At 67.8% G+C, this 24042-nt stretch carries 15 protein-coding genes and 3 rRNA genes; 12 read left to right on the top strand and 6 right to left on the bottom strand.

The window, feature by feature from the left end; genetic code table 11:
• The first annotated feature begins 77 nt into the window (after window positions 1–77).
• A complete protein-coding gene (gene clpX, locus O7616_RS29820) occupies window positions 78–1373 on the top strand; it encodes an ATP-dependent Clp protease ATP-binding subunit ClpX (protein WP_088988029.1) in 1296 nt (431 codons plus the stop codon).
• A 24-nt stretch (window positions 1374–1397) separates the two neighbouring features.
• Here clpX and O7616_RS29815 read toward each other — a convergent pair whose 3' ends face one another.
• Window positions 1398–2024 (bottom strand): XRE family transcriptional regulator, encoded by a 627-nt coding sequence (locus O7616_RS29815; protein ID WP_282304971.1) that lies wholly within the window; start codon window positions 2022–2024, stop codon window positions 1398–1400.
• Window positions 2025–2065: 41 nt separating this feature from the next.
• On the opposite strand from O7616_RS29815, the gene O7616_RS29810 reads away from it, so the two are divergent.
• A complete protein-coding gene (locus tag O7616_RS29810; RefSeq protein WP_282304969.1) occupies window positions 2066–2899 on the top strand; it encodes a DMT family transporter in 834 nt (277 codons plus the stop codon).
• A 39-nt stretch (window positions 2900–2938) separates the two neighbouring features.
• On the top strand, window positions 2939–3736 hold the full coding sequence (locus O7616_RS29805) for a carbon-nitrogen hydrolase family protein (RefSeq protein WP_282304968.1): 798 nt from the start codon (window positions 2939–2941) through the stop codon (window positions 3734–3736).
• 5 nt (window positions 3737–3741) lie between these two features.
• Here O7616_RS29805 and O7616_RS29800 read toward each other — a convergent pair whose 3' ends face one another.
• A complete protein-coding gene (locus tag O7616_RS29800) occupies window positions 3742–3966 on the bottom strand; it encodes a hypothetical protein (protein ID WP_282257077.1) in 225 nt (74 codons plus the stop codon).
• A gap of 906 nt (window positions 3967–4872) precedes the next feature.
• Between O7616_RS29800 and O7616_RS29795 the strand changes: the two genes are divergently transcribed.
• The 4 genes from O7616_RS29795 to O7616_RS29780 all read left to right on the top strand — a co-directional run bounded on the left by O7616_RS29795 (window position 4873) and on the right by O7616_RS29780 (window position 11411).
• Window positions 4873–6387 (top strand): 16S ribosomal RNA (locus O7616_RS29795).
• Window positions 6388–6762: 375 nt separating this feature from the next.
• A 23S ribosomal RNA gene (locus O7616_RS29790) occupies window positions 6763–9873 on the top strand.
• A gap of 86 nt (window positions 9874–9959) precedes the next feature.
• A 5S ribosomal RNA gene (gene rrf / locus O7616_RS29785) occupies window positions 9960–10076 on the top strand.
• Together the 16S, 23S and 5S rRNA genes form the textbook arrangement of a ribosomal RNA operon.
• A 1083-nt stretch (window positions 10077–11159) precedes the next feature.
• Entirely contained in the window at window positions 11160–11411 is a 252-nt protein-coding gene (locus tag O7616_RS29780) for a hypothetical protein (protein WP_282304967.1), read from the top strand.
• Window positions 11412–11816: 405 nt separating this feature from the next.
• Here O7616_RS29780 and O7616_RS29775 read toward each other — a convergent pair whose 3' ends face one another.
• The gene (locus O7616_RS29775; protein WP_282257078.1) at window positions 11817–12503 is read right to left on the bottom strand and encodes a hypothetical protein; all 687 of its coding nucleotides are present in this window, start codon (window positions 12501–12503) and stop codon (window positions 11817–11819) included.
• A gap of 69 nt (window positions 12504–12572) precedes the next feature.
• Here O7616_RS29775 and O7616_RS29770 point away from each other — a divergent pair, with 69 nt between their 5' ends.
• The 3 genes from O7616_RS29770 to O7616_RS29760 are packed head-to-tail and all read left to right on the top strand — an operon-like array spanning window position 12573 to window position 16959.
• A complete protein-coding gene (locus O7616_RS29770; RefSeq protein ID WP_282257079.1) occupies window positions 12573–15191 on the top strand; it encodes a valine--tRNA ligase in 2619 nt (872 codons plus the stop codon).
• Window positions 15188–16522, top strand: a complete 1335-nt coding sequence (locus O7616_RS29765) for a folylpolyglutamate synthase/dihydrofolate synthase family protein (RefSeq protein ID WP_282257080.1) — start codon at window positions 15188–15190, stop codon at window positions 16520–16522. The genes O7616_RS29770 and O7616_RS29765 overlap by 4 nt, the downstream gene beginning before the upstream one ends.
• Window positions 16519–16959 carry a DUF4233 domain-containing protein gene (locus O7616_RS29760; RefSeq protein ID WP_282304966.1) on the top strand — a complete coding sequence of 147 codons (441 nt, stop codon included), beginning with the start codon at window positions 16519–16521 and terminating at the stop codon, window positions 16957–16959. The genes O7616_RS29765 and O7616_RS29760 overlap by 4 nt, the downstream gene beginning before the upstream one ends.
• A gap of 29 nt (window positions 16960–16988) precedes the next feature.
• On the opposite strand, the gene O7616_RS29755 is transcribed toward O7616_RS29760, so the two are convergent.
• Entirely contained in the window at window positions 16989–18542 is a 1554-nt protein-coding gene (locus tag O7616_RS29755) for a VOC family protein (RefSeq protein ID WP_282304965.1), read from the bottom strand.
• Window positions 18543–18684: 142 nt separating this feature from the next.
• Here O7616_RS29755 and ndk point away from each other — a divergent pair, with 142 nt between their 5' ends.
• On the top strand, window positions 18685–19110 hold the full coding sequence (gene ndk, locus O7616_RS29750) for a nucleoside-diphosphate kinase (RefSeq protein ID WP_074313773.1): 426 nt from the start codon (window positions 18685–18687) through the stop codon (window positions 19108–19110).
• 36 nt (window positions 19111–19146) lie between these two features.
• Here the strand turns inward: ndk and sigJ are convergent, their stop codons facing one another.
• Both sigJ and O7616_RS29740 read right to left on the bottom strand, forming a co-directional pair.
• Window positions 19147–20022, bottom strand: coding sequence for an RNA polymerase sigma factor SigJ (sigJ, locus tag O7616_RS29745; protein WP_282304964.1), 876 nt, complete (start codon window positions 20020–20022; stop codon window positions 19147–19149).
• Window positions 20019–20459: a carboxymuconolactone decarboxylase family protein gene (locus O7616_RS29740; RefSeq protein ID WP_282304963.1), complete on the bottom strand. Its 441-nt coding sequence runs from the start codon at window positions 20457–20459 to the stop codon at window positions 20019–20021. Before O7616_RS29740 ends, sigJ begins: the two co-directional genes overlap by 4 nt.
• A gap of 374 nt (window positions 20460–20833) precedes the next feature.
• Between O7616_RS29740 and ileS the strand changes: the two genes are divergently transcribed.
• On the top strand, window positions 20834–23980 hold the full coding sequence (ileS, locus tag O7616_RS29735) for an isoleucine--tRNA ligase (protein ID WP_282304961.1): 3147 nt from the start codon (window positions 20834–20836) through the stop codon (window positions 23978–23980).
• The last annotated feature ends 62 nt before the right edge of the window (window positions 23981–24042 follow it).

The following is a 24042-nucleotide window of genomic DNA, read 5'->3' as shown; positions in this document are numbered from 1 at the left end:
GGTGAACTAGCCGGGCGGCGCGCAGCGTCCGCAGGTCAGGGCCGGGGCTCCGGCCGATGAGTGCAGGGAGAACGTAGGTGGCACGGATCGGTGACGGCGGCGACCTACTGAAATGCTCCTTCTGCGGCAAGTCGCAGAAGCAGGTCAAGAAGCTCATCGCGGGCCCAGGGGTCTACATCTGCGACGAGTGCATCGATCTCTGCAACGAGATCATCGAAGAGGAGTTGGCCGAGTCCGGCGAGGTGAAGTGGGAAGAGCTTCCCAAGCCGATGGAGATCTGCCAGTTCCTCGACAACTACGTCGTGGGGCAGGACCAGGCCAAGAAGGCCCTCGCGGTGGCGGTCTACAACCACTACAAGCGGATCCAGGCCGAGGCGGCCAACGCGCCCGGCTCCGGCAGTGATGCCGTCGAGCTGGCCAAGTCCAACATCCTGCTGCTCGGTCCGACCGGGTGCGGTAAGACCCACCTGGCGCAGACCCTCGCCCGTATGTTGAACGTCCCGTTCGCCATCGCCGACGCCACGGCGCTGACCGAGGCGGGCTACGTCGGCGAGGATGTGGAGAACATCCTCCTCAAGCTGATCCAGGCCGCGGACTACGACATCAAGCGCGCCGAGACCGGCATCATCTACATCGACGAGGTCGACAAGATCGCCCGTAAGTCGGAGAACCCGTCGATCACGCGCGACGTCTCCGGTGAGGGCGTGCAGCAGGCGCTGCTCAAGATGCTCGAAGGCACAGTGGCGAACGTGCCGCCACAGGGTGGGCGTAAGCACCCGCACCAGGAGTTCATCCAGATCGACACCACCAACGTGTTGTTCATCTGCGGTGGTGCGTTCGCCGGTCTGGATCAGATCATCGAGTCCCGTACCGGGCAGGGCGGCACCGGCTTCGGTGCCCGGCTCCGCTCGGTGTCCGAGCGGTCGACCGATGACATCTTCAGTCAGGTCATGCCGGAAGACATGCTCAAGTTCGGGTTGATCCCGGAGTTCGTCGGCCGGCTGCCGGTGATCACCAACGTGCGCAGCCTGGACCGCAGTGCCCTGGTGCGCATCCTCACCGAGCCGCGCAACGCGCTGGTCCGGCAGTACCAGCGCCTGTTCGAGCTGGACGGGGTCGAGCTGGAGTTCGACGAGCCGGCGCTGGAGGCGATCGCCGACCAGGCCATGCTGCGGGGCACCGGTGCCCGTGGTCTGCGGGCCATCATCGAAGAGGTCCTGCTCTCCGCGATGTACGAGGTGCCGAGCAACCCCGACGCCGCCCGGGTGCTGATCACCCGCGAGGTCGTCCTGGAAAACGTCAACCCGACGATCGTGCCGCGCGAGTTCACCGGGCGGCGGGCCCGGCGCGAGCGCGAGGAGAAGTCGGCCTGATCCTCCCCGCAACACGCCGGCCGCTCACTCCTGACGCGGCCGGCGTGATCGCGTTCGGCGGTCCCACTCGCCCGACGGGGTGACTGTCACCATCATCAGCCGGGCCGGCTCGGCGGTGTCGTTGCGGTATCCGTGTTCGCGGTCGGCGTGGAACTCGATGGTCTCGCCGGCCCGCACACGGTGGTCCTGCCCGTCGACCCGGACGACCACGGTGCCGGTGAGGACGTGCAGCACCTCCCGAGTGCCGCGCGGGTGGTCGGCGGAGCGGTGGTCCTCGTCCGGTGCCAGCTGCCAGTCCCACAGTTCGACGAGGTCGGGCTCGCCCAGGCCGCTCAGCAGACGAGCCGTGCCGCCGTGCTCACCCTGCCAGAGCACCGGCGCCTGGGCCGCCGAGGTGATCTTCACGGTCCGTTCCTCGGCCGGCTCCAGGAGCTGGGCGATGTTGACGCCGAACGCGTCGGCGACCCGGCAGAGCGTGCCGACGCTCGGGTTGGTGCGCGCGCCCTCGATCTGCACGAGCATCCCTTTGCTCACCCCGGACCGGCCGGCCAACTCGTCGAAGGACCACCCTCGGGCGGCCCGAAGGTCGCGTACCTGCCGGGCCACCGCGGCGGTCACCGCGCTCACCCGATCCGATCCGGCTTCGGTCATTAAACTATCCTTCACGGTCACTATTGTGATACGACAGGGGCATGCTCCCCATTGTCCTGGCAACCGTGTCCGCCGTCGCCTTCGGCATCGCCGACTTCTCCGGCGGAAAGGCGTCCCGTCGCGCCGACCCGATCGCCGTGACCGTCGTCTCCCAACTCCTCAGCGTCCCGCTGCTCGTCGTCCTGGTGCTGGCGGTGCCGGGCACCCCGACCGTCGGGGACATCTGCTGGGGTCTGCTCGCCGGGGTGGCGGGCGCCGGCGGGGTCATGCTGCTCTACCGGGCCCTCGCCGGCGGGATGATGGCCGTCGTGGCACCCGTCACCGCGATCACCGCCGCAGTGGTGCCGATCATCGCCGGCCTGTTCACCGCGTCCTTCCCAGGTGCCCTGGCACTCACCGGCGCCGGTCTCGCGGTGCTCGCGATCGCACTGGTCAGCCTGGGGGAGGGCGGCGAACGACGGGGCGTCCCGGCCCGGCTCGTCGGGCTGGCTCTCGCCGCCGGAGCGCTCTTCGGTGTCTTCTTCACCCTCCTCGGCCAGGCCGACGAGAGCGCCGGGATGTGGCCGGTGGCGGCGGTGCGGGTCAGCTCGATCGCGGTCGGCCTCGCACTGGCCGCCGGCACCGGCGTGCGGTTGCGACTCGGACGGCGGGTGCTGGGCTGGGCGGCCGTCGCCGGTCTCCTCGACAGCGCCGCCAACGGGCTCTTCCTGGCCGCCGCCGCCCGTGGTCACCTGAGCATCATCGCGGCGATCACGGCGCTCTACCCGGCCAGCACCGTGCTGCTGGCGTTGGGCGTCGACCGGGAACGGCTGCGCCCGGTCCAGGTCGCCGGGCTCGGGTTCGCCGCCGGGGCTCTGGTGTTGGCCAGCATCTGACGCTGTCCACGCCGGCTCCTCCGGCCGTACCCTGTGCTCATGCGTGTCGCCGTCTGCCAGCTGAACGCCCGGGACGACCGCAAGGCCAACCTGGCCGCCGCCGAGGTCCTGCTGGAACGCGCGGCGGCGGGTGGCGCGGACCTGGCCGTCCTACCGGAGTACGTCGACTACCTCGGCCCGGCCGCCGGGCTGCCCGAGCCGGAGCCGGTGGACGGTGAGGTCGGCAGCTTCTTCGCCGGGATCGCCCGGAGGCTCGGGATCTGGGTGGTGGCCGGCTCGTTCCACGAGGCCGGGCCGGACCCGGAGCACACCTGGAACACGTCGCTGGTCTTCGACCGCAGCGGCAGCCTCGCCGCGAGCTACCGAAAGATCCATCTGTACGACGTGGAGATCCCCGGTCGGGTCTCCTATCTGGAGTCCGCGACGGTCGCGCCCGGGGTCCAACCCGTCGTGGTGGACGTCGAGGGCCTGCGCGTCGGCCTGTCGATCTGCTACGACCTGCGCTTCCCGGAGCTGTACCGGTTGCTCGCCACCGACGGGGGAGCGCACCTGCTGGTGGTGCCGGCGGCATTCATGATGCACACCGGGCGGGACCACTGGGAGGTCCTGCTGCGGGCCCGGGCCATCGAGAACCAGTGCTTCGTCGCGGCGGCCGGCCAGACCGGCGACCACGAGCCAGGTCGTACCTGCTTCGGACGCAGCATGGTGGTCGACCCGTGGGGGACCGTCCTCACCCAGTTGCCGGACGGCCCAGGTGTGTCGGTCGTCGACCTGGACCTCGATCGCCTCGCCGCGATCCGGGCCGAGCTGCCCAGCCTGGCGAACCGCCGGCTGTAGAGCCCTCACCCCTCCAACAGGACACCGATCACCGCGAACCCGGCGATGGCCGCGGCGGTGACCAGCAGCGCGGTGGTCATCCGAGACCTGCCCCGGCGGGCGAGGCGTCCCACCGAGAGCACCAGGACGACAAGCACGACCGCGCCGATCACCACCTGCCAGAACGGCAGGAGGAGGCCGAGCAGCGCCTCCTCGGCGAACACCCTGCCCTCGATCCCGGACTCATCCATGCCTGACACTCTGGCACGTCGAGGCAGCCCGCGTCCCGGGCTGCGCCGGGACTGTCGCCTGGTCGGACGCCGCGTCCTGCCGATAGCCACCGCGGGCTGGGTTGCCGGGCCGTGCGGCGGTTGTTGCGTGGGGGTTCTCGGGCGTGCCGACGGTCGTCGCGTGCTGGCTCGAGGGCCCTGGGGGCGGTCGTTACTGGCGGTTCCCGGGCTGTGCGGGTGGCCGTCGCTTGCCGGTTCCCAGGCCATGGAAGCTGTCATTGCCTGCGGTTTCCGGGCCGTGCCGACCGTCATCGCGTGCCGCTCCGGGCCGTGCCGGCGGCAGCCCCGGGCCAGCGGGCCGAACCAGTGATGAACCCTGATTTGCCTTCTCCGGGCCGTCCGCGTAACTTTCTCTCTGCACGGGGGAGGCCGGACAAACCGGCTGAGAACGGGCGCCGGGCTCGTGGCGGTGACGCCGAGCGAGACCGAGGATCGGGCGGTGCGGAACACTCCGGATACGGGGTTGCGAACGCGAAGCCGACCGGGTAAAGTTCTGGAGCCGGCAGGAGCCGGGCAGAGAGCCGCGAAGCGGCGATCGGCCGGTCTGCGGTTTCCCACGACAGTAACGACCGCCGGGTACGGCGTGCGTCATCGTGGAATCCGGACGAGCCAAATTGATCACCTCAAACATGAGGTTGACAATGAAAGTTCGGCCAAGTAAGTTTGAGCGGTTGCCCCGAAACGGGGCCCCACGAATGCGGGGCTTCTGGTCGGTGTGTGGTTGTTCTTTGAGAACTCAACAGGGTGCTTGTAAAGCCAGTGCCAATGATGATTTATACCCCGGACTGGCAGCCTGCTTTTGATGGGTTGTTGGTTGGGATTCCTTTGGCAACAATTTGTTTGTTGCTGGGATTGTTTTCCAATTTTTTGTTGGAGAGTTTGATCCTGGCTCAGGACGAACGCTGGCGGCGTGCTTAACACATGCAAGTCGAGCGGAAAGGCCCTTCGGGGTACTCGAGCGGCGAACGGGTGAGTAACACGTGAGCAACCTGCCCCAAGCTTTGGGATAACCCTCGGAAACGGGGGCTAATACCGAATAGGACTTCTGGCCGCATGGCTGGTGGTGGAAAGTTTTTCGGCTTGGGATGGGCTCGCGGCCTATCAGCTTGTTGGTGGGGTGATGGCCTACCAAGGCGACGACGGGTAGCCGGCCTGAGAGGGCGACCGGCCACACTGGGACTGAGACACGGCCCAGACTCCTACGGGAGGCAGCAGTGGGGAATATTGCACAATGGGCGGAAGCCTGATGCAGCGACGCCGCGTGAGGGATGACGGCCTTCGGGTTGTAAACCTCTTTCAGCAGGGACGAAGCGGAAGTGACGGTACCTGCAGAAGAAGCACCGGCCAACTACGTGCCAGCAGCCGCGGTAAGACGTAGGGTGCGAGCGTTGTCCGGATTTATTGGGCGTAAAGAGCTCGTAGGCGGCTTGTCGCGTCGACCGTGAAAACTTGGGGCTCAACCCCAAGCCTGCGGTCGATACGGGCAGGCTAGAGTTCGGTAGGGGAGACTGGAATTCCTGGTGTAGCGGTGAAATGCGCAGATATCAGGAGGAACACCGGTGGCGAAGGCGGGTCTCTGGGCCGATACTGACGCTGAGGAGCGAAAGCGTGGGGAGCGAACAGGATTAGATACCCTGGTAGTCCACGCTGTAAACGTTGGGCGCTAGGTGTGGGGGGCCTCTCCGGTTCCCTGTGCCGCAGCTAACGCATTAAGCGCCCCGCCTGGGGAGTACGGCCGCAAGGCTAAAACTCAAAGGAATTGACGGGGGCCCGCACAAGCGGCGGAGCATGCGGATTAATTCGATGCAACGCGAAGAACCTTACCTGGGTTTGACATGGCCGCAAAACCTCCAGAGATGGGGGGTCCTTCGGGGGCGGTCACAGGTGGTGCATGGCTGTCGTCAGCTCGTGTCGTGAGATGTTGGGTTAAGTCCCGCAACGAGCGCAACCCTCGTTCGATGTTGCCAGCGCGTTATGGCGGGGACTCATCGAAGACTGCCGGGGTCAACTCGGAGGAAGGTGGGGATGACGTCAAGTCATCATGCCCCTTATGTCCAGGGCTTCACGCATGCTACAATGGCCGGTACAATGGGCTGCGATACCGTGAGGTGGAGCGAATCCCAAAAAGCCGGTCTCAGTTCGGATCGGGGTCTGCAACTCGACCCCGTGAAGTCGGAGTCGCTAGTAATCGCAGATCAGCAACGCTGCGGTGAATACGTTCCCGGGCCTTGTACACACCGCCCGTCACGTCACGAAAGTCGGCAACACCCGAAGCCGGTGGCCCAACCCTTGTGGAGGGAGCCGTCGAAGGTGGGGCTGGCGATTGGGACGAAGTCGTAACAAGGTAGCCGTACCGGAAGGTGCGGCTGGATCACCTCCTTTCTAAGGAGCACCTTCCGACGAAAGTCGGTAAGGAGCCCGCGCCGCCCGAGTGTGGTGGTGGGGTGCTCGATGGCGGAGACACTGGCGAGTTTTGCCTCGGCAACGGCCGGGTTCCTTCTAGTACAGCTGCCTTCGGGTGGTGGGAACGAAGCCCTGGTGCGGCTGAGGAAGAATGTAAGCACCCTGTTGGGTCCTGAAGGAACAACCATCGTGTTGTTGTTTCAGAGACTGGTCTGACCCCCTGTGGGGGTTGGGAGTCTGCCAGGCATGGCCTGGTCTCATATACCGCCGGCGGTTGTCGGGTTTGGTGTGGGGCTGTGGGGTTGTGGGTTGGTCGTTTGTTGAGAATTGCACAGTGGACGCGAGCATCTTTGTGGTCAAGTTGTCAAGGGCGAACGGTGGATGCCTTGGCACCAGGAGCCGATGAAGGACGTGGGAGGCCGCGATAGGCCTGGGGGAGCTGTCAACCGAGCTGTGATCCCAGGGTGTCCGAATGGGGAAACCTGGCACCAGTCATGTGGTGTCACCCACACCTGAACACATAGGGTGTGTGGAGGGAACGCGGGGAAGTGAAACATCTCAGTACCCGTAGGAAGAGAAAACAAATTAGTGATTCCGTGAGTAGTGGCGAGCGAAAGCGGATTGAGGCTAAACCGGCTGCGTGTGATACCTGTCAGGGGTTGCGTGGTCGGGGTTGTGGGACCCCGCTGAGTGTACTGACATGCATTCGAGGAGTTACAAAGTTGGCGGCTAGTCGAACAGTCTGGAATGGCTGACCGTAGACGGTGAGAGTCCGGTAGGTGAAAGCTGTTGACCTTCTGTGGGTGTTCCCGAGTAGCGGCGGACCCCTGAAATCTGCCGTGAATCTGCCAGGACCACCTGGTAAGCCTAAATACTTCCTGGTGACCGATAGCGGACGAGTACCGTGAGGGAATGGTGAAAAGTACCCCGGGAGGGGAGTGAAATAGTACCTGAAACCGTTCGCCTACAATCCGTCGGAGCCTTGCGGGGTGACGGCGTGCCTTTTGAAGAATGAGCCTGCGAGTTAGTGGCATGTGGCGAGGTTAACCCGTGTGGGGGAGCCGTAGCGAAAGCGAGTCTGAATAGGGCGATTCAGTCGCGTGTCCTAGACCCGAAGCGGAGTGATCTAGCCATGGGCAGGCTGAAGCGCGGGTAAGACCGCGTGGAGGGCCGAACCCACCAACGTTGAAAAGTTGGGGGATGACCTGTGGTTAGGGGTGAAAGGCCAATCAAACTCCGTGATAGCTGGTTCTCCCCGAAATGCATTTAGGTGCAGCGTCGCGTGTTTCTTGCCGGAGGTAGAGCACTGGATGGTCTAGGGGGCCCACAAGCTTACCGAAATCAGCCAAACTCCGAATGCCGGTAAGTGAGAGCGCGGCAGTGAGACTGCGGGGGATAAGCTTCGTAGTCGAGAGGGAAACAGCCCAGATCACCAGCTAAGGCCCCTAAGCGTGTGCTAAGTGGAAAAGGATGTGGGGTCGCATAGACAACCAGGAGGTTGGCTTAGAAGCAGCCACCCTTTAAAGAGTGCGTAATAGCTCACTGGTCAAGTGGTTCCGCGCCGACAATGTAGCGGGGCTCAAGCACACCGCCGAAGCTGTGGCATTCACATTTCAACCTCGCTTGGACGTGATTCCTTGTGCAGGTGTGTGGATGGGTAGGGGAGCGTCGTGCCGCGAGTGAAGCAGCGGGGTGACCCAGTTGTGGACGCGGCACGAGTGAGAATGCAGGCATGAGTAGCGAAAGAAGGGTGAGAAACCCTTCCGCCGGATGACCAAGGGTTCCAGGGCCAGGCTAATCCGCCCTGGGTGAGTCGGGACCTAAGGCGAGGCCGAGAGGCGTAGTCGATGGACAACGGGTTGATATTCCCGTACCCGCGAAAGAGCGTCCCTGATGAACCTCGTTGTGCTAACCACCCGAGCTACCTGATGTCTTCGGACGGATGGTGGGGAGCGTGGGAACCTGGCGGGTAGTAGTCAAGCGATGGGGTGACGCAGGAAGGTAGCTGAGCCCGGCCGGTGGTTGTGCCGGGGTAAGCGTGTAGGCCGTGGTGTAGGCAAATCCGCACCACTTGAAGGCTGAGACGTGATGCCGAGCCGATTCAGGTGAAGTCAGTGATCCTATGCTGCCGAGAAAAGCCTCTAGCGAGTTCTTAGCGGCCCGTACCCCAAACCGACACAGGTGGTCAGGTAGAGAATACCGAGGCGATCGGGCGAACTGTGGTTAAGGAACTCGGCAAATTGCCCCCGTAACTTAGGGAGAAGGGGGGCCGGAGACGTGAAGCCCCGCGCGGGTGGAGCGTTGTATGGCCGCAGAGAGCAGGGGGAAGCGACTGTTTACTAAAAACACAGGTCCATGCGAAGAAGTAATTCGATGTATATGGACTGACGCCTGCCCGGTGCTGGAACGTTAAGGGGACCTGTTAGCTCTTCGGGGCGAAGCGGAGAACTTAAGCGCCAGTAAACGGCGGTGGTAACTATAACCATCCTAAGGTAGCGAAATTCCTTGTCGGGTAAGTTCCGACCTGCACGAATGGCGTAACGACTTCCCCACTGTCTCAACCACAGGCCCGGCGAAATTGCAGTACGAGTAAAGATGCTCGTTACGCGCGGCAGGACGGAAAGACCCCGGGACCTTTACTATAGCTTGACATTGGTACTCGAATTAGCTTGTGTAGGATAGGTGGGAGCCGGTGAAGTCCATACGCCAGTATGGGTGGAGGCAATCTTGAAATACCACTCTGGTTGATTTGGGTATCTAACTTCGGACCGTTATCCGGTTCAGGGACAGTGTCTGGTGGGTAGTTTAACTGGGGCGGTTGCCTCCTAAAGGGTAACGGAGGCGCCCAAAGGTTCCCTCAGCCTGGTTGGCAATCAGGTGTTGAGTGCAAGTACACAAGGGAGCTTGACTGTGAGACTGACAGGTCGAGCAGGGACGAAAGTCGGGACTAGTGATCCGGCACTTGCGAGTGGAAGCGGTGTCGCTCAACGGATAAAAGGTACCCCGGGGATAACAGGCTGATCTTCCCCAAGAGTCCATATCGACGGGATGGTTTGGCACCTCGATGTCGGCTCGTCGCATCCTGGGGCTGTAGCAGGTCCCAAGGGTTGGGCTGTTCGCCCATTAAAGCGGTACGCGAGCTGGGTTTAGAACGTCGTGAGACAGTTCGGTCCCTATCCGCCGTGCGCGTAGGATACTTGAGAAGGGCTGTCCCTAGTACGAGAGGACCGGGACGGACGAACCTCTGGTGTGCCAGTTGTCCTGCCAAGGGCACGGCTGGTTAGCTACGTTCGGAAGGGATAACCGCTGAAAGCATCTAAGCGGGAAGCCTGCTTCAAGATGAGGTATCCCACCCACCTTTGGTGGGGTAAGGCCCCCAGCTAGACGACTGGGTTGATAGGCCGGAAATGTAAGCCCGGTAACGGGTTCAGTTGACCGGTACTAATAGGCCGAGGACTTGACTACTAAGCTGCTACGCGTCCACTGTGCAACTCTGAACGAGCGAACACCCGTGAACTGTGTGCCGGGGTTGTTTGATATGTTCATAGAGTTACGGCGGTCATGGCGGAGGGGAAACGCCCGGTTACATTCCGAACCCGGAAGCTAAGCCCTCCAGCGCCGATGGTACTGCACTCGTGAGGGTGTGGGAGAGTAGGACGCCGCCGGACAATCTTCCAGAACGGGCCACCCCTTTGCGGGGTGGCCCGTTCTGCATACCCGGCATATTTTTCCCGCATACGTGACCGCGCCAGGCCGATGATCGGACTATCCCAACCAGGGCCGTTCCGCTACGCCGTCCTCTCGGGTTATCCCACCGGGACGTTCGTCAGAGCGTTTCCGTCGGGCTGTTCCACCGCGCCGTCCTCTCGGGTTTACTCCACGGGGCCGTCCCATCGGCCGTTTCACAGCCGGATCCTGCTGGCGCCGCGCCCAGCCGGCCCCGCAACCGCTTACACCAGGCCATCCCCCCGCCGAAGGGCTGCACCAGCGCGGGAGACCGCGGTTGCTGGGTAAACCGGCTACACCAGGCCCCCTCCGCAGGGACGCACCAGCGCTGGATACCGCGCGGTTGCCTCGCAGCCGCTACACCAGACCCTCTCTGCGGGAACGCACCAGCGCGAGACACCGCGCGGTTGCCGGCACCACGAACCCACACCACAAGGTGGATGATCCACCCCAGGTCACCGAAGTGGGGGTATCCCCAGCACCGGACACCACCACATCGGCAACCCGCAGCCCGCCGCAGCCGCCGCAGCCGCCGCAGCCGCCGCAGCCGCCGCAGCCGCCGCAAGGCCCGCGACCCACCCGATCACCACACCCGACAGGACGCACCGGCACCCGAGGCCCACACCCCTGACGAGATCTTGGACAGTTTCCGTTACGCGAGAACGGAAACTGTCCAAGATCTCCTCGTGAGCTGCTCTACGGACGGCCGAAAGCGGCCGCACACGACGAATTCGACGCTCGTCCTCCCGTCGGCCGGGCCTCAGCCGCCACGTTTCGGCGCACCACGTCTTGGCCCATCGCGTCTCGGCCGCCACGTCTTGGCCCATCGCGTCTCGGCCGCCACGTCTTGGCCCATCGCGTCTCGGCCGCCACGTCTCGGCCCATCGCGTCTCGGTTGTGACGACTACGTGCCTGATCAGCTCGGGCAGTTCGCAGGGCCATCAGCGCCGGGCCCGTGCCGCCACTCCGCCTCCCTGACGTATCCGCTCATTCAGGCAACGGACTGACGGGCGGCACTGGTGCCGTTGTCTAGTCTGAACGCGTGGGATGACGTCCTGATCTTTCTGGTGGTCGCGGCCTGCGTGGCGGCGATCCTGGGGATCCTCACCTGGCTGGCGGTCCGGGTACGTCGTCGTGGCATCGGCGGTGAGGTCATGGGCCCGTTCGAAGAGATCTGGCATCCCGCCGCACACCGGTCGCGGGCTGAGATCCGGGTGCAGGAGGCGCGCAGCGTGCCGATGCCACCGCAGGGTGGCCGGAAGCGCCCCGAGGTCTGATCGGCCCGGCTTCGCTGAGACCGCGGTATCGCGGCCCGGGAGCACCAGGACACAAGTGCTCCGGGAGCACCGGGACACAAGTGCTCCGGGAGCACCGGGACACAAGTGCTCCGGGAGCACCGGGACGCAAGTGCTCCGGGAGCACCGGGACGCAAGTGCTCCGGGAGCACCGGGACGCAAGTGCTCCGGGAGCACCGGGACGCAAGTGCTCCGGGAGCACCGGGACGCAAGTGCTCCGGGAGCACCGGGACGCAAGTGCTCCGGGAGCACCGGGACGCAAGTGCTCCGGGAAACACCACGACACAAGAGCTCCGGGAACACCACGGCGAAAGAGCGTCGGAGAGACTCCGGACGGCCTGAGGGCCGGCCGAAACTGCCGGGCGGTGAGCGAGGCACCCGCTCGGGTCAGCCTCGGGTCTGCATCTCCGAGCGGAGGTTGCGGAGCAGGCCGCCGGCGTCGGTGACCGACCGGCCCGGGAACATCGCCATCACGACGCTGCCGTGGTCGGCCCAACCGCACACCGCGAAGTCACCGCCCTCGCCGCTGGTGCTGCCGCACTTGAGGACGCCGCCCAGGTCGCCGGCGGGCACCTCGCGAAGGCCGCTCACCGAGCCGGTCTCGTCCGACATCAGGCGGAAGAGGCTGTCCAGGTCCCGTTCCGGCTGCCACAGGAGGGTGGTGCCCCCGAAGATGAGCACCGAGCGCTTGTCGTCGGCGGGGTCGCGGTAGACGGTGCCGAAGCTGCGGTCCAGCTCGATGTTCGCGGCCAGGCCGCTGCGCAGGTAGTCGGCGGTGCTCTTGGCCCGCTCGCTGTCGTCGCGGGTCAGGCCCGCCACCCGATCGGGTGAGGTCAGTTGGGTGTTCTTCTGCTGCGCCACGCGCCACCCACCGACGCCCAGCACACCGGCGCCGGCGAGGCCGACCGCAAGGGCGATCGCCCAGCCGATCTTGCGGCGCCGGGACCAGCCGCCGGACCGCTCGGCGGGGTCGCCCCCGGAGTCTCTGGTGCTGAGCTGGATCGGCTCCTCGCTCAACTCGACCGGCTCGTGACCGCCGTCGAGCGAACGCTCGGTGAGATGTGCGTCGGACATAGCCGACACCGTACGCGAACGAGAGGTGGCGCACGTCAGGTCCGGAGAAGCCCTCCGTAGACTTGTCAGGTGACCGAGAGACTGGATGCCCACCGCCCCGCCGCCCCGACCCTTGCCGGCCAGTACCAGCCGGGCGAGGTAGAGCAGCGACGGTACGAGCAGTGGGTAGCCGCCGGGCACTTCCGGGCCTCCGCGGACAGCGACAAGCCGCCCTTCACCATCGTCATCCCGCCGCCGAACGTCACCGGTTCGCTGCACATGGGCCACGCCCTGGACCACACCGTGCAGGACGCCCTGGTGCGGCGGAAGCGGATGCAGGGCTTCGAGGCGCTGTGGCTGCCGGGCATGGACCACGCCGGTATCGCCACCCAGAACGTCGTCGAGCGGCAGCTCGCCGCCCAGGGGCTGTCCCGACACGACCTGGGCCGGGAGAAGTTCGTCGAGCGGGTCTGGCAGTGGAAGGCCGAGTCCGGGGGTGCCATCCTGGGCCAGATGCGTCGCCTCGGCGACTCCGTGGACTGGGACCGCGAGCGCTTCACCATGGACGAGGGCCTGTCCCGGGCCGTCCAGACGATCTTCAAGAAGCTGTACGACGACGGCCTCATCTACCGGGCCAACCGGATCATCAACTGGTGTCCGCGCTGCCTCACCGCGCTCTCCGACATCGAGGTCGAGCACACCGACGACGACGGTGAGCTGATCTCCATCCGGTACAGCGACGAGGTCGTGGTGGCCACCACCCGGGCCGAGACGATGCTGGGTGACACGGCGGTGGCCGTGCACCCGGACGACGAGCGCTACCAGCACCTGATCGGCACCGAGGTCGAGCTGCCGCTGACCGGCCGCCGGATCCCGATCGTCGCCGACGCGCACGTCGACCCGTCCTTCGGCACGGGCATGGTCAAGGTGACGCCCGCGCACGACCCGAACGACTTCGAGATCGGCCAGCGTCACGACCTGCCCGCGCTGACCGTCATGGACGAGCGCGGTGTGATCACCGTGCCCGGGCCGTTCGAGGGGCTGGACCGGTTCGAGGCGCGTCCCGCGATCGTCGCGGCGCTGCGTGAGCAGGGCCGGATCGTCGCCGAGAAGCGCCCGTACGTGCACGCGGTCGGGCACTGCTCCCGCTGCAAGACGACTGTCGAGCCCCGGCTGTCGTTGCAGTGGTTCGTCAACACCACCCCGCTGGCACAGGCGGCGGGTGACGCGGTGCGCGACGGTCGGGTCCGCATCGAGCCGGCCGAGTTGGCCAAGCGCTACTTCGCCTGGGTCGACAACATGCACGACTGGTGCATCTCCCGCCAGCTCTGGTGGGGGCACCGCATCCCGGTCTGGTACGGCCCGGCCGGCGAGGTCGTCTGCGTCGGCCCCGACGAGGAGCCACCGACCGGCGACGGCTGGCACCAGGACGAGGACGTCCTGGACACCTGGTTCTCCAGCGGCCTGTGGCCGTTCTCCACCCTCGGCTGGCCCGAGCAGACCCCGGAACTGGCGAAGTTCTACCCGACCAGCGTGCTGGTCACCGGGTACGACATCCTGTTCTTCTGGGTCGCCCGGATGATGATGTTCGGCCTGTACGCGATGGACGGCCGTCCGCCGTTCGACGTGGTGGCGCTGCACGGCATGGTGCGTGACCAGTTCGGCAAGAAGATGTCGAAGTCGTTCGGCAACGTGGTCGACCCGCTGGACTGGATCGACAGGTACGGCGCCGACGCGACCCGGTTCACCCTGGCTCGGGGTGGTAACCCCGGTCAGGACGTCCCGGTCAGCGAGGAGTGGTGCCAGGGCTCGCGCAACTTCTGCAACAAGCTGTGGAACGCCACCCGGTTCGCGCTGATGAACGGCGCGCACACCACCGGCGACCTGCCGCCCGTCGAGCAGCTCTCCACCGTCGACCGGTGGATCCTGTCCCGGCTGGCGCACGTGACGGCCGAGGTGGACGAGCAGTTCGAGGCGTACGAGTTCGCCAAGGTGTGTGACCTGCTCTACCACTTCGCCTGGGACGACGTCTGCGACTGGTACGTGGAGCTGAGCAAGCCGGTGCTCGCCGAGGGTGGTGAGCGGGCGGAGGTCAGCCGTCGGGTGCTCGGGCACGTGCTCGACCAGCTGTTGCGGCTGCTGCACCCGATCATCCCGTTCGTCACCGAGGAGCTGTGGCTCGCGTTGACGGGCGGCGAGACGGTGCAGACCGCCGCCTGGCCGGTGGCCGACCGGGCGCTCGTCGACGACGCCGCCGAGGCCGAGCTGGCGAGCGTGCAGCGGGTGGTCACCGAGATCCGCCGGTTCCGTTCGGACCAGGGGCTGCGCCCGACGCAGCGGGTGGCCGCCCGCCTCGACGGGTTGACCGGGGCGGGCATCGCCGCCCACGAGCCTCTGATCCGTTCGCTGGTCCGGCTGGACCCGGCCGGGGACGACTTCCAGGCCAGCGCCACGTTGGCCATGCCCGGCGCGGTCGGTGTCGCGTTGGACACCCGGGGGTCGATCGACCTGGCCGCCGAGCGGGCCCGGCTCACGAAGGACCGTGCGGCCGCCGAGAAGGAGGTCGCGCAGGCCCGGGCGAAGCTCGACAACCCCGCCTTCGTCGGCAAGGCCCCTGAGCCGGTGGTCGCGAAGATCCGCGACCGGCTCGCCACCGCCGAGGCCGACCTGGTCCGGATCGACGCTGCTCTGGAGACACTGTCCTCGTGACCGACCGTACCGATTTCGCCGCCGTCGAGGCGGAGCTGAACGCCCGTGGTTTCACCCGCATGGTCTTCGAGCTGGACCGGATCGAGTCGTTGCTCGACCTGCTCGGTAGCCCACAGCGGGCGTACCCGGCGATCCACCTGACCGGCACCAACGGCAAGACCTCCACCGCGCGGATGATCGACTCGCTGTTGCGGGCGTTCGGGCTGCACACCGGCCGCTACACCAGCCCGCACCTGGAGACCGTGCGGGAGCGGATCAGCCTGGACGGGGAGCCGGTCAGCGAGGAGCGGTTCGCGTCGGTCTACCGGGAGATCAAGCCGCTGGCCGAGTTGGTCGACGCGCGGTCCGACGAGCCGCTGACGTACTTCGACATGACCACGGCGTTGGCGTTCGCCACGTTCGCCGACGCGCCCGTCGACATCGCTGTGGTCGAGGTGGGGCTCGGCGGCGCCGAGGACGCCACTAACGTGATTCAGGCCGGCGTCTGCGTGATCACGCCGATCGGGCTGGACCACACCGAGTGGCTCGGCGACACGCTTCAGGACATCGCGCTGGCCAAGGCCGGCATCATCCACCCGGGCGCCACCGTGATCGCGGCCGCCCAGGAGGAGGAGGCGGCGCGTCCACTCCTGGAACGCTGCGCCGAGGTCGGGGCCACCATCGCGCGGGAGGGCGGCGAGTTCGGCGTCCTGCGCCGGGCGGTCGCGGTCGGCGGCCAGGTGCTCACCATCCAGGGCCTGGGCGGTGTGTACGACGACGTGTTCATTCCGCTGCACGGTGCCCACCAGGCGCAGAACGCCGCGGTGGCGCTGGCGGCGGTGGAGGCGTTCCTGGGCGCCGGGGCTCGCCGGCAGCTCGACATCGAGGCGGTCCGGGAGGGCTTCGCCTCGGCCAGCTCGCCGGGTCGGCTGGAGCGGGTCCGGAGCGCACCCACCGTCCTGCTGGACGGCGCGCACAACCCGCACGGCATGGCCGCGACGGTCACCGCCCTGCAGGAGGAGTTCGCCTTCAGCAAGCTGGTGGCGGTGGTCGGCGTACTCGCCGACAAGGACGCGGAGGCCCTGCTGGAGCTGTTGGAGCCGGTGGCCGACCTGGTGGTGGTCACCCGCAACAGCTCGCCACGGGCGATGCCGGTGGCGGAACTCGCCGCGCTGGCCACCGAGGTGTTCGGCGAGGAGCGGGTGGAGTCGGCCGAGGAGATGCCGGACGCGATCGAGCTGGCGGTGGCTCTGGCCGAGGAGGACGTCCCCGGTGAGCTCAGCGGGGTCGGGGTCCTGGTCACCGGGTCGGTGGTCACCGTCGCCGACGCCCGCCGGCTGTTGAAGCGATGACCGGCCCGCAGCGGGATCCGCACGCCACCGACGACCCGTCCGGGTCGGCCGGCGAGGGGACACCGGCCGACCAGCCGGTGGGGGAGCCCGGGCAGCCGCGGCGGTCCGGGTTACGCAACCCGGAGGCGGCGGTACGCGGCCTGGGCGCGGGGACGCTGGCCCTGGAGGCGCTGGTGCTGTTGCTGGCGATCCAGCCGGTACGGGTGGTCGGGGGTGACCTGAGCGGCGCCGCGATCGGTGTGGTGGTGGCGTTGGCGGTGGCCGCCGTCGTGCTCGCCGGCATGATGCGCCGGTCGTGGGCCTGGAACGCCGGCACCGTACTCCAGGGTCTGCTGATCCTTGGTGGTCTGCTGCACTGGTCGCTGTTCGGGCTGGGCGTCATCTTCGCCCTGGTGTGGGCGTACGCGCTGCACGTGCGGCGGGTCATCCTCGGCTGACGCCGGTGGCGTCGGCCGAGGCGGGCGGGTCAGGCGTCGGCGCGTTCGCGCCACTGGGTGAGGGCGATGCCGTGGCCGTCGGGGTCACGGAACGCCGCTGCCCACACCTCCAGCTTGCTGCCCCGGTTGACCACCCGGGGTGCGTACGTGAAGCGGACGCCTGATCCACGGAGCCGCTCGTACGCCGCTTCGATGTCGTTCACCTCGAGGTTGACGTGCACCAGGCGGCGGCTGATCGGCGCCGCCCCGGTCACCTCGCGCAGGACGAGCCGGGTCGTGCCGGAGGCGAGTACGGCGTTGTGGGCGCCCTGGTCGACCTCGCTGAAGCCGAGCATGTCGCGGTAGAAGCCGAGCGACCGGGACAGGTCGGTGACCAGCAGGGTGAGCCCGACCCCGCTGATCGGCGCGGTCGGATCCGCGGCCGACGCCGCGTCGAACCCGAAGATCGCCTGGTCCAGTTCCTCGTCGGTGACGGTCTCGCGGCCCGCGGTGGTCGGGGAGGGGTCGTCCAGCGGCAGGTCGAGCGGATCCAGTGGGTCGGCCGCGCCCGGTCCGGAGCGCTGCGCGGGTGGCGGGTCGGAGCGTTGGGCGCTCAGCGGGTCGGAACGTTGGGCGCTCAGTGGGTCGACGCGCTGCGCGGGTGGCGGGTCGGAGCGTTGGGCGCTCAGCGGGTCGGAGCGCTGCGCGCTGAGTGGGTCGACGCGTTGCGCGGGTGGCGGGTCGACGGGGTCCGGGGTCGACAGGTCGTCGCGCGGTGGGACGTACCGGTCGGTGTCGGGCTCGTCGAAGCGCTCCTCGGGGGCCGTGCGCGGCGCCGGGGTGGCGCGCCGGGGCAGCCCGCTGGCCTGGGGTTCGACGAGGACGCCCTCCAACACCGGGCCGCCCGGGGTCTGGTGCACCACCACCGGCTCGCGCTCCTCGGACGCGACACCCGGGTCGTCGCGCAGGGGATCCGAACGCAGGGGATCGGAGCGCACCGGGTCGCCGTGCGGGTCGCGGAAGGGGTCGCCGTGCGGGTCGCGGAAGTCGTCCCGGAAGTCGTCGTCCGGCGCGCGGTCGGCCCACGGTGGGGCGTCCTGCTGGATCAGTACCTCGTCCATCGCGTCGGCGTCGGCGAACTCCGGCGGGAGGTCGGCGACGGCGGCGGCGGTCTCGGCGTGGGTCGGCACCTCGTCCCAGAGGACCTTGACGTGCCGCTGGTCGTCCAGCGCGACCCGGATCGGCAGGGTCTGGCCCAGCGACGGCCACTTGGAGACCGGCACCCGAGGTTCGATGATCTTCTTTGATCGTGGTGGCAGGCCGGGCGCGTCGATGACCAACTGGAGTTCGCAGCGGCCGAACGCGTACTGGGTGGGTGGTTCGGAGGCGCTGTGCACGTGCCCGACGCCGACCACCCAGGTGCGCCCGCCGCCGCGTACGGTCGCCAGGGCGATGGCCAGCACCAGCAGGGCGACTCCGAGAGCCACGATGGCCCAACTGGTCATGCCCAGCCCGAAGAGGACGACGAAGGTGGCCACGGTGCCCAGCACCGTGCCGATCAGTTTGCGTACCGGCGCGATGGGCCGGTTCCCGCCATTCGCCACAGTGGACCTCCCGGGGGTCAGGGCCAGGCTAGGCCGGATCGGCCACCGGGGGAAAGACCGGCCGCCGCGCCGGCGCCGGGACCGGGTCGCTAGGCTGACCGTACCGATCTCGAGCGTTCAACGCGTACAGGAGGAACCCAGCGTGTCCAGCAACAGCCCGGATGAGCGCAGCCTCGTTCTGATCAAGCCCGACGCGGTCCGCCGCGGCCTGGTCGGCGAGGTCCTCTCCCGCTTCGAGCGCAAGGGGCTGCGGATCGACGCGATGGTGCACCGGACGATGGACGCGGCGCTCGCCGACGAGCACTACGCCGAGCACGTCGACAAGGCGTTCTACCCGCCGTTGAAGGACTTCATGACCGGCGGTCCGCTGGTCGCCCTGGTGCTCTCCGGTGACCAGGTCATCGACGTGGTCCGTGGGCTGGTCGGCGCGACCGACGGCCGGAAGGCCGCCGCCGGCACCATCCGGGGCGACCTGTCGCTGTCCAACCGGGAGAACCTGGTGCACGCCTCCGACTCTCCGGACAGCGCCAAGCGCGAGATCGCGCTCTGGTTCCCCGAGCTGGGCTGACCGGAGCCGTCGACGCGGCGCCGACGGCGGCGGGGTTCAGTCGACCGGCGGCACCTTCGCCGGGTTGCCGACCACGTAGATCCCGGTGATCCGGCCGTCGGCCGCCGCGACGGTCAGCGCGTAACGGTTGCCGTCCCCGCTGGTGAGCAGGGCGGCGGGTTCGCCGTTCAGCTCCAGCCGACGGAATGACCATTTCCGGGGTGGGCCGTAGATCCCGGCGAAGAAGCGGGCGACCCGGTCCGCCCCGTTGACCGGGTTGCGGGCGGCCCGCGCCCGCCCACCACCGTCGTTCCACGCGGTGGCATCCGCGGCGACCAGGCTGGTCAACGTCGCCAGGTCACCGTCGCGGGCGGCGGCGAGGAAGGCGTCCAGCAGGCGCTCGCGTTCGGAGCGGCTGGCGGTGAACCGGCGCTGCTCCTGGCGTACCCGGGAAACCGCCCGGTGGTGCAGCTGCCGGCAGTCCTCGGGGGTCCGGTCCAGGATCTCCGCGATCTCGGCGTACGGCAGGTCGAAGGCGGTGTGCAGGACGTACACGGCGCGCTCCGGCGGGGTGAGCCGCTCCAGCACGTGCAACAGGGCGATGGACACCGAGTCGCGTAACTCGGCGCGGTCCAACGGCCCGAACGGGGAGGGCTCGGTCGGCACCGGCTCGGGCAGCCACGGCCCGACGTACGTCTCGCGGCTCGCCTGCCGGGCCCGCAGCCGGTCCAGGGCCAGCCGGGTGACGACCCGGGACAGGTAGCGGCGCGGCTCGGCCACCGTCGATCGGTCCACGCCCAACCAGCGCAGGTAAGCCTCCTGGAGCACGTCCTCGGCGTCGTGGCGGCTTCCGAGCAGGCGGTACGCCAGCCCGAGCAGCATCGGCCGGTGCGCCTGGAGCGCACCGGCCGCCTGCGTCGCCTCGGTCGTCACACCTGTGCCGGGGGCTCCGTACGCATGGTGACCGCCAGTCGGTTCCACACGTTGATTGTGGCAATCGCGAGGACGAGGTCCGCCAGCTCCTTCTCCGACCACACCTTCGCGGCGGCTTCCCAGACGTCGTCGGGTACGCCGTGGTCGCCGAGACGGGTCACCGCGTCGGTGAGCGCCAGCGCGGTCCGCTCCCGCTCGTCGAAGAAGGGCGCCTCGCGCCAGGCGGCCACCGCGAAGAGCCGCCGGCTCGACTCGCCGGAACCGAGCGCGTCCCGGCTGTGCATGTCCACGCAGAACGCGCAACCGTTGATCATCGACGCCCGGAGCTTCACCAGCTCCAGCACCGTGTGGTCGACGTTCGTCTGGACGTACTTCTCCAGGCCCAGGACGGCCCGGTATCCCTCCGGCATGACCTCGGGCGTGTTCATCCGCTGCATGCTTACCTCCCTGATCGGTTCGGACACCGAGACGACGAACGGACCAGGGTCGGCCGTGACAGCCGGAGGTGTGACCCCGCTCATGCCCGCACCGATTACTCGGCGGCGGGGCGGCGGGTGGGTCTTGTATCGTTGAGCACCGTAAGGCGATGACCCGGCCATCACCGGTGAGCCTCCGGAAGAACGGCCGGGTGACCGGCTCAGTAGAACCGGACGGGTGCGGCCCGTCACAGCCGGCAAACGAGCGGGCGGTCGATCCTGACCGTCAAGCGGGGTGGTACCGCGGGCCACCCGGGGAGCGTCGTTCGAGGCGTACCCCGGAAGGTTCGTCCTCGCAGACCACGAAGAGTGAGCTGCGAGGAGAGCGACAGCAGATGGCCTATCCGTTGCACGACCCGACCGGCGCCGGTGTCCCGGCGAGCCCGGACCTGCCCGCGGTCGAGCGCCGGGTGCTGGAGCACTGGACGGCCGACAAGACCTTCGAGGCGTCGGTCGAGGCCCGTCCGGCTGGCGACGACGGCAAGAACGAGTACGTCTTCTACGACGGCCCGCCGTTCGCGAACGGCCTGCCGCACTACGGTCACCTGTTCACCGGGTACGTGAAGGACGTGGTGCCGCGCTACCAGACCATGCGCGGGCGGCACGTGGAGCGGCGCTTCGGCTGGGACTGCCACGGCCTGCCCGCCGAGGTGGTGGCGGAGAAGCAGCTCGGCATCACCAGCAAGGCGGAGATCATCGACCTGGGCGTGGCCCGGTTCAACGAGGCCTGCCGGACGTCGGTGCTGGAGTTCACCCAGGACTGGGAGCGGTACATCAACCGCCAGGCCCGCTGGGTCGACTTCGCCAACGACTACAAGACCCTCGACCTGGACTACATGGAAAGCGTCATGTGGGCCTTCAAGACCCTGCACGACAAGGGGCTGATCTACGAGGGCTTCCGGGTGCTGGCGTACTGCTGGCGGTGCGAGACGCCGCTGTCGAACACCGAGACCCGGATGGACGACGTCTACCGGGATCGGCACGACCCGACGCTGTCGGTGTGGTTCGGGCTGACCGCCGACGAGTCCGCCCCGGAGCTGGTGCGCGGGCCGGTCAAGCTGGGTGTCTGGACCACCACGCCGTGGACCCTGCCGTCGAACCTGGCGCTCGCCGTCGGCCCGGACATCGAGTACGCGGTGCTGGAGCGCGACGGGGACCGTTTCGTGGTCGGTGCCGCACGGCTGGCCGCGTACGCCAAGGAGCTGGACGGGTACGAGCAGGTCGGCACGGTGTACGGCCGGGACCTGGTCGGACGCCGCTACACGCCGCTGTTCGACTTCCTCGTCGAGCAGGCCGGGGAGAACGCCTACCAGGTGCTCGGCGCGGAGTTCGTGACCACCGAGGACGGCACCGGGATCGTGCACCTGGCCCCGGCCTTCGGTGAGGACGACCAGAACGTCTGCAACGCCGCCGGCATCCCCACCATCGTCACCGTCGACGACCACACCCGGTTCACCGCACTGGTGCCGCCGTACCAGGGTGAGCAGGTTTTCGACGTCAACAAGCCGGTGATCCGGGAGCTGAAGGAGCGGGGGGTGGTGCTCAAGCAGGACACCTACACCCACTCGTACCCGCACTGCTGGCGCTGCGACACCCCGCTGGTCTACAAGGCGGTGTCGTCGTGGTTCGTCGCGGTGACCCAGTTCCGGGACCGGATGGTCGAGCTGAACCAGGAGATCAACTGGACGCCCGGGCACATCAAGGACGGCTCGTTCGGCAAGTGGCTGGCCAACGCCCGCGACTGGTCGATCAGCCGTAACCGGTTCTGGGGCTCGCCGATCCCGGTGTGGAAGTCCGACGACCCGAACTACCCGCGCCTGGACGTCTACGGCTCGCTCGCCGACATCGAGCGGGACTTCGGCGTGCGCCTCAGCGACCTGCACCGGCCGGCGGTGGACGAGCTGGTCCGCCCCAACCCGGACGACCCGACCGGTCAGTCGATGATGCGTCGGGTGCCGGAGGTGCTGGACTGCTGGTTCGAATCCGGGTCGATGCCGTTCGCCCAGGTGCACTACCCGTTCGAGAACGCGGACTGGTTCGAGCACCACTACCCGGGTGACTTCATCGTCGAGTACATCGGGCAGACCCGTGGCTGGTTCTACACGATGCACGTGCTCGCCACCGCACTGTTCGACCGGCCGGCGTTCCGCAACTGCCTGAGCCACGGCATCCTGCTCGGCTCGGACGGACGCAAGATGTCCAAGAGCCTGCGCAACTACCCGGACGTCTACCACGTCTTCGACTCGTACGGGTCGGACGCGATGCGGTGGATGCTGATGTCCTCACCCGTGCTGCGGGGCGGGGACATGGCGGTGACGGAGACGCTCATCCGGGACGCCGTGCGGCAGGTGCTGCTGCCGTTGTGGAACGTGTGGTACTTCTTCACGCTCTACGCCAACGCCGACGGGCACCAGGCGCGTCGTCGTACCGACTCGACGCACCTGCTCGACAGGTACGTGCTGGCGAAGACGAACGAGCTGGTGGCCACGGTCGGTGCGCAGATGGACGCGTACGACATCTCCGGCGCCTGCGCGACCGTCCGGTCCTACCTGGACGCGCTGACCAACTGGTACGTGCGCCGCTCCCGGGACCGGTTCTGGTCCGGAGACGTCGACGCGTTCGACACGCTGTGGACCGTGCTGGAGACGCTGTGCCGGGTGGTGGCGCCGCTCGCGCCGCTGACCGCGGAGGAGATCTGGCGCGGCCTCACCGGTGAGCGGTCGGTGCACCTGACCGACTGGCCGGAGGCGACCGAGTTCCCGGCCGACCACGACCTGGTGGCGGCCATGGACAACGTCCGGGCGGTCGCGTCGGCGGCGCTGTCGCTGCGCAAGGCCAAGGGCCTGCGGGTGCGGCTGCCGCTGGCCAAGCTGACCGTGGCCTCGCCGGCGGCGGAGCAGTTGCGCCCGTTCGCCGACCTGATCGCCGACGAGGTCAACGTGAAGGCGGTGGAGTTCAGCGCGGAGCTGTCCGCGTACTGCGAGCAGGTGTTGACGGTGGTGCCCCGGGCGCTCGGCCCGCGGGTCGGCAAGCAGGTGCAGCAGGTGATCAAGGCGGTCAAGGCGGGCGACTGGGAGTTGGTCGACGGCGCCCCGGTGGCCGCCGGCGTCACCCTCGCCGAGGGCGAGTACGAGCTGCGGTTGGTCGCCGCCGACGCCGAGCACTCGGCGCCGCTGCCGGGCGGTGAGGGCGTGGTGGTGCTGGACACCGAGGTGACCCCGGAGTTGGCCGCCGAGGGGCTGGCCCGCGATGTGGTGCGGGTGGTGCAGCAGGCCCGCCGGGACGCCGACCTGGACGTGTCGGACCGGATCGTGGTGTCGGTGTCGGCCTCCGACGAGGTACGCGCTGCCGTGTCGGCGTACGTCGACTTCGTCTCCGCTGAGGTGCTCGCCGACTCGGTGGACTTCGCCGAGGGCCTCGACGGCTTCGCCGGTGAGGTCGGCGACGGCGAGCGGGTCACCGTCACCGTCCGCCGGTCGTAACCCGTGGACGCGGACGCCTCCACACCTCCGTCTGCGAGGTGTGGAGGCGTCCGCTACGGTGA

It is taken from the genome of Micromonospora sp. WMMD964 (assembly GCF_029581455.1).
Lineage (GTDB): Bacteria > Actinomycetota > Actinomycetes > Mycobacteriales > Micromonosporaceae > Micromonospora.
This window is presented reverse-complemented; position numbering and strand designations above follow the sequence as displayed.